This is a genomic window from Nocardia wallacei (assembly GCF_029869545.1).
Taxonomy (GTDB): Bacteria; Actinomycetota; Actinomycetes; order Mycobacteriales; family Mycobacteriaceae; genus Nocardia; species Nocardia wallacei_A.
Map to the genome: position 1 here is coordinate 23,620 of NZ_JARWQD010000348.1, position 6,257 is coordinate 29,876.

The following is a 6,257-nucleotide window of genomic DNA, read 5'->3' on the forward strand; positions in this document are numbered from 1 at the left end:
GCGGCTCAGGCCGCGCGGACGTAGGCCACCAAAGCGTTGGCGTGCCCGTGGCCGAGGCCGTACTCACCCTTCAGCCAGCCCACCAGGTCCGAATGCCTGGTCAGCTTCGAGGCGCGGATCAGCTCGAGCCATTGCTCGATGGGCCTGCCGTACTTCTTCTCGATCGAGGGGAAGTAGGAGGCGGGGCCCTTCACCGGCGCGGACTTGCTCTGTGTCGTGCTCATGCGGGGTAGGACGACGCGGGGCCCGTGAATTCGTCGTCGGCGACACGCGGGTTTACGCCGACGTGGCGCTGCCGGTGCTGTCACGAGCTACTTTCGGACGGGTGGCTGCCGAATTCACTCCGGGTGATGTGGTTTTCGTGCCGACCGGCCCGCTCCAGGGCGTCTGCGGCGTGGTCACCGAGGTCGACGCCCAGCGCCGGGAGCTGCGGCTGGACGTGCGCGTGCAGGGCGGCCGCCACGGCGTGCTGGTCGAGTTCGACGAGGTCGAATGGGCGTAGCCGGGCGCGCCACCGCCGCGGGTTAGCATGACCCGCATGACGTACACCCTCGTGCTGCTGCGCCACGGCGAGAGCGAATGGAACGCCCTGAACCTGTTCACCGGCTGGGTGGACGTTCATCTGACCGACAAGGGCATGGCCGAGGGCAAGCGCGCCGGTGAGCTGCTGGCCGAGCACGGGATCCTGCCCGACATCGTCTACACCTCGCTGCTGCGCCGCGCGATCAGCACCGCCAATATCGCCCTGGACGCCGCGGACCGGCACTGGATTCCGGTGGTGCGCGACTGGCGGCTCAACGAGCGCCACTACGGCGCCCTGCAGGGCAAGAACAAGGCGCAGGTGCGCGACAAGTACGGCGACGAGCAGTTCATGCTGTGGCGCCGCAGCTACGACACGCCCCCGCCGCCGATCGAGGCGGGCAGCGAGTACAGCCAGGACGGCGACCCGCGCTACGCCGGAATCGACGTCCCGCAGACCGAGTGCCTGAAGGACGTCGTCGCCCGCATGATCCCGTACTGGGAGTCCACCATCTCGCGGGAGCTGGTGGCCGGTAAGGCGGTTCTCGTTGCCGCGCACGGCAATTCGCTGCGTGCCCTGGTCAAGCACCTGGACAACATCTCGGACGAGGACATCGCCGGTCTGAACATCCCCACCGGCATCCCCCTCCGCTACGAACTCGACGAGAACCTGCGCCCGACGAGGCCGAGCGAGTATTTGGATCCGGAGGCCGCCGCAGCCGGGGCGGCAGCGGTCGCGGGGCAGGGCGGCAAGTAGCCCCGGCCCGATAGTTCCGTGCCTCATCCCGATCTTCCGGGCCTGCTCCCGGGGCTTCCGCTATGGTTTCGAACGGGTCGGTTTGTGAGGTCCATCTCGCCTACGGGAGCGTAGCTATTGCATTGCTGCCGATCGGGTTCGGTTCGGCCCCGGTGTGGCGGCAGTCGGGTACGGGCCGGTAGGCGGTGGTGCGCGCAACGTTCGGTAGGCAAGCTCGCGGGGTTTAATGCCTGGTCGTCGTGCCGCGGGAGATGGTGAGTTGGTGAGAGACTTCCGCTCCGGTTGACGTAACCGACGGTTTGCAACTTACTCGCCGGTAGATACACTTCCGGTCGTTCGACCAATTCGAGAGGCGGGTCACGTCCGATGAAGTACGCGCTGCGTGCCACAGTGGCGGCGGTCGCCGCGACCGTGGTGTTCCCCTTCCTCACCGCCACGGCCTCCGCCGGACCCACCGCGACCGGTCCGGACGGCGGTGCCGCCGGTGCGGCCTGGGCCGCGACTCAGGATGGGCCGCAGCAGTATCCGAACATCCACATCGACTGGGATGTGCCGATCACGATGAGCGACGGCACGGTGCTCAAGGGCAACGTGTACCGCCCCGCCGATGCCGCGGGCCGCCCCGCCGATACGCAGACGCCCACCATCGTCAACCTCACCCCGTACACCAAGCTGGTCTCCAATCTCGCCGACCACGCGCAGTCGATCCCGGGCCTGTCCGACGCGCTGCTGAACCTGTTCCGGCAGATCGACCTGTCGGGCACCCCGCTGTCGGGCATCACCGACCTCACCAAGTCCTTCGGCGGCGGCGAGCTGCGCAACTTCACCGTCGACCGCCAGCTCATCAAGAGCGGCTACAGCCAGGTCGTGGTCGATGTGCGCGGCACCGGCTTCTCCCAGGGCGAGTGGGACATGCTGCGCGACCGGGAACAGCAGGACACCGTCGAGGTGATCGACTGGGCGTCGCGGCAGCCGTGGTCCACCGGCAAGGTCGGCATGAACGGCATCTCCTACTCCGGCATCAACCAGGTGCAGGCCGCCGAGAAGCATCCGGCCGCGCTGAAGGCGATCTTCCCGGTGGTGCCCGGCAGCGACCTGGTCGACGACGTCCTGGCGCCCGGCGGCGGCTTCGGCTTCAACTTCATCCCGCTGTGGCTGACCGCGATCAACTCGCTGAAGTGGGCGCCCGACCTGGCGTCGATCGTGAACGGCAAGTTCGACACCCAGTGGCTCACCGACCGCATCGACAGCCCGCTGACCTACATGGACGTGCTGCTGAGCGCCTACACCAGCACGCGGATGGAGGACCTCGATCCGCGCGTGAAGGGCATGCTCAACGACTTCAGCTCCGAACGCCAGGCGTGGCTTGGTGATCCGAGCGAGATCGACATTCCGACCTTCGTTACCGGCGGCTGGCACGACCTGTTCACTTACTCGGAATCCAAGATCTACAACGAGATTCCGCTGCCGCCGGGCCAGAAGCAGCTCTTCATGGGCAACACGTATCACGTCAGTTCCGGCAACGAGTACGGCAAGCCGGGCCTGCCGCCGCGGCTGGACGTGCTGCAGCGCGCGTGGTTCGACAAGTGGCTCAAGGGAATCGACAACGGCATCGATACCTACGGCCCGGTGACGCTGCGCCAGCAGGGCGGCGGCTGGGTCACCCAGGACGGGTTCGGCCCTTCCGCCCCGGAGCAGCAGGCCGCCGAACATCGCCGGATGTACCTGTCCGCCAATCGAAGTGGCACCGCCGACAGTCTCTACGACGGGTCGCTGACCGCCGAGGCCAACGGCGACACCGCCCGCTTGAGCGTGGCGCCGGGCCTGACCACCCTGTGCTCCAACGATGCCGCGCAGGCGACCGCGGGCGCGCTGTCGATCATCGACGGCTGTGCCAAGGACTCGCGAGTGGCCGAGACCAACGGGCTCACCTTCACCAGCGCTCCGGTCGCCGGACCGACCACCATCTCCGGCCCGATCGCGGTGCGGCTCAACACCGTTCAGGACGCCGCCGACGGATACTGGGTGGCGACCGTCAACGACGTCGCGCCCGACGGACAGTCGACCGTGCTGTCGTCCGGCCAGCTGATGGCCTCGCTGCGCCAGGTCGACGAGGAGCGCAGCTCGCGCTCGGCCAACGGCGACTACACCGATCCGCGGGCCTACACCTCGCTGGACAAGCGGCAGCCGACCGTGCCGGGCGAGGCGACGACGCTCGATATCGCGCTGCCCGCCACCGAGGCGGTGCTGCAGCCGGGCCACCGGCTGCGGGTGGACGTGTTCGCCGGTAACTTCCCCAAGGGCCTGCCGATTCTGCCGATGCTGATCGATACCGGCCTGAAACCGCAGCACCTGCAGCTGGATCCGAATGCGCCCAGCTTCGTCAACATTCCGGTGCGGGGCCGCACCGGCTGGTAGATCTCGGGGACACCCCGACCGTCCCGGGTGCGCACAACGGCGTGCGCCCCGGGACCTTTTTCGTTCGCGCTGCCCAATTCCCTTGGCGTTGTGTGCCGCCCGGCCGGGTCCGGTTTGTGCAGTCGGATGATTCTGCGCCGATTCGTCTCTGGCGCTTGTTACTCCGTCGTAAGTTAGCGGCGACCGTTTCCCGACGCAGTTCGAATGGTGGGCGATGAGATACCTCCTCCGTGCCGTGCTGGTGGCCGTCACCGCCGTCGCGCTGATCCCGTTCCTGACACCCGTCGCCGCCGCGGCGCCCGATCCCGTCGGACCCGACGGCGGCGCCGCCGGTGCGGCGTGGGCAGCCACCGAGGACGGCCCGCAGCAGTATCCGAACGTCTACATCGAGTGGGACGTCCCGATCACCATGAGTGACGGAACGGTGCTGAAGTCCAATGTCTATCACCCCGCCGACGCCTCGGGCCGTCCGATCGCGACGCCGACGCCGACCGTCGTCAATCTCACGCCGTACACCAAATTGGGCTCCATGATCGGTGATTCGGCGATGTCGATCCCGTGGGTATCGGATCTGGTCATGCAGCTCGCCCGCGATATCGACCTGTCGGGCACGCCGTTCTCCGGAATCACCGATCTGACAAAGGCTCTCGGCGGCGGCCTGCTGCGCAACTTCACCGCCGACCGCCAGCTGATCAAGAGCGGCTATACCCAGGTGGTGGTCGATGTCCGGGGAACCGGCTTCTCCCAAGGGATCTGGGACATCCTGCGGCAGCGCGAGCAGCAGGACACCGTCGAGGTGATCGACTGGGCGTCGCGGCAGCCGTGGTCCACCGGCGACATCGGCATGAACGGCGTGTCCTACTCCGGCCTCAACCAGTTGCAGGCGGCGGCGAAGAATCCGCCCGCCCTGAAGGCGATCTTCCCGGTTGTGCCCAGCCGCAACCCGTTTCGCGATCTGGTCGCGCCCGGCGGGGCGATCGGGACGACCTTCATGCCCATGTGGCTCGCCGCGGTCAACGGCGGCAAGCTGGTCCCCGATCTCGCCTCGGTGTTCCAGGGACGGTTCGACACCAAGTGGCTGGCCGATCGGCTGGCCGATCCGTTCACCTTCGTCGACGCGCTGATCAATGTCTTCGTCACGCCGGAGATCTCGCAGCTGAGCCCGAAGGTGCAGGAGCTGCTGGACAAGAACAGCCCGGCCCGGCAGGCGTGGGAGACCGACCCGACCCGGATCACGGCCCCCACCTTCGTCACCGGCGGCTGGCACGACGTATTCGTCAACTCCCAGACCGAGGTCTACGACCGAATGACGTTGCCGCCCGGGCAGAAACAGCTGCTGATGGGCGATACCTACCACATCAACAACGGCGCCGAATCCGGCAGGCCCGGCCTGCCGCCGCGCATGGACGTGCTGCAGCGGGCGTGGTTCGACAAGTGGCTCAAGGGAATCGACAACGGCATCGACCGGTACGGGCCGGTCACCGTGCAGGAGCAGGGCGGGGGCTGGATCACGCTGCCCACCTTCGGTCGGCCGGAGCCGGAGTCGGAGTACCGGCGCATGTACCTGGCCGCCGCGCCCAGCGGCACCACGACGACCAGCGTGCACGACGGATCGCTGTTCACCGAGCCGGGCCCCGGGATCGATCGGCTCACCGTGGCACCGGGCCTGACCGGGCTCTGCTCGCGCGACGCCGCCCAGCAGACCGTCGGTGTGGCCGCGATCATCGTCGGCTGCGCGGAGGACGACCGGATCCACGAACTCGGCGGGCTGACCTTCACCAGTGCTCCGGTCGCCGCGCCCACCACGATCGCGGGCCCGATGTCGGTGCGTCTCAACACGATTCAGGACGGCACCGACGGCTTCTGGATGGTATCGGTGAACGATGTGGCGCCGGACGGCCGCTCGACGGCGCTGTCGACCGGCCAGCTGATGGCCTCGCTGCGCAGCATCGACGAGTCGCGCAGCACCCGGGCGGCCAATGGCGACTACACCAATCCGGTGCCGGATCTGTCGCTGGACACCCGGCAGCCCACCGTGCCCGGCCAGCCCACTCCGATCGACATCGCGGTCCCGGCGGTGGACGCGGTCCTGCAGCCGGGACATCGCCTGCGCGTGGACGTCTTCGCCGGAAACTTCCCGAAGGGCCTGCCACCCACCCCCCTCCTGCTCGAATCGGGTCTCCGCCCCCAACATCTACAACTCGACCCGGCAGACCCCAGCTACATCCACCTCCCGGTACGCGGCAACCCAGCCTGGTGAGGCCGCCCACAGCGCCCCATGGCGCAGGACCCGGACGATGCCACGATCTGGTAGACCCGCGTACGGTTGAGGTGGATATCACAGTCGCGCCGGGGAGCGGTGTTCCACACCCGAGCCGGGCACAATGGGAAGACAGTTCACGTCGGCTTCGCGCGGTCTCCAGATGCGCGGTGCCACAACGAAATGTGCGTGCGGCATCGTCGTCCGTACCCGGAGGCCACCGCGGGGGGGGGGGGGGCCCCCCCCGGGGGCGGGGGGGTAAAAAACCGCGAACACCCGCCGAAGGGGCCCGGGGCGGGGGGG

Annotated in this window: 5 protein-coding genes; 4 read left to right on the forward strand and 1 reads right to left on the reverse strand. The window is 68.2% G+C overall.

Translation table 11 applies throughout. The annotated features are described in order from the left end of the window. Positions 1-5 precede the first annotated feature (5 nt). Positions 6-224: a DUF4287 domain-containing protein gene (locus tag QH290_RS32010; RefSeq protein WP_280386956.1), complete on the reverse strand. Its 219-nt coding sequence runs from the start codon at positions 222-224 to the stop codon at positions 6-8. Between the two features lie 101 nt (positions 225-325). Here QH290_RS32010 and QH290_RS32015 point away from each other — a divergent pair, with 101 nt between their 5' ends. From QH290_RS32015 to QH290_RS32030, 4 genes are all read left to right on the forward strand, one after another. Continuing rightward, a complete protein-coding gene (locus QH290_RS32015; RefSeq protein WP_280268263.1) occupies positions 326-502 on the forward strand; it encodes a KOW domain-containing RNA-binding protein in 177 nt (58 codons plus the stop codon). Positions 503-538: 36 nt separating this feature from the next. Further along, on the forward strand, positions 539-1,276 hold the full coding sequence (locus QH290_RS32020; RefSeq protein ID WP_280268264.1) for a phosphoglyceromutase: 738 nt from the start codon (positions 539-541) through the stop codon (positions 1,274-1,276). Between the two features lie 366 nt (positions 1,277-1,642). Next, the gene (locus QH290_RS32025; RefSeq protein ID WP_280386972.1) at positions 1,643-3,694 is read left to right on the forward strand and encodes a CocE/NonD family hydrolase; all 2,052 of its coding nucleotides are present in this window, start codon (positions 1,643-1,645) and stop codon (positions 3,692-3,694) included. Positions 3,695-3,908: 214 nt separating this feature from the next. Continuing rightward, on the forward strand, positions 3,909-5,954 hold the full coding sequence (locus QH290_RS32030) for a CocE/NonD family hydrolase (RefSeq protein ID WP_280386974.1): 2,046 nt from the start codon (positions 3,909-3,911) through the stop codon (positions 5,952-5,954). Positions 5,955-6,257: the final 303 nt, after the last annotated feature.

Bases quoted from the DNA above. Each gene is read 5' to 3' on its own strand.
- QH290_RS32010 (WP_280386956.1), bottom strand. From the start codon at position 224: ATGAGCACGACACAGAGCAAGTCCGCGCCGGTGAAGGGCCCCGCCTCC.
- QH290_RS32020 (WP_280268264.1), top strand. From the start codon at position 539: ATGACGTACACCCTCGTGCTGCTGCGCCACGGCGAGAGCGAATGGAAC.
- QH290_RS32025 (WP_280386972.1), top strand. From the start codon at position 1,643: ATGAAGTACGCGCTGCGTGCCACAGTGGCGGCGGTCGCCGCGACCGTG.
- QH290_RS32030 (WP_280386974.1), top strand. From the start codon at position 3,909: ATGAGATACCTCCTCCGTGCCGTGCTGGTGGCCGTCACCGCCGTCGCG.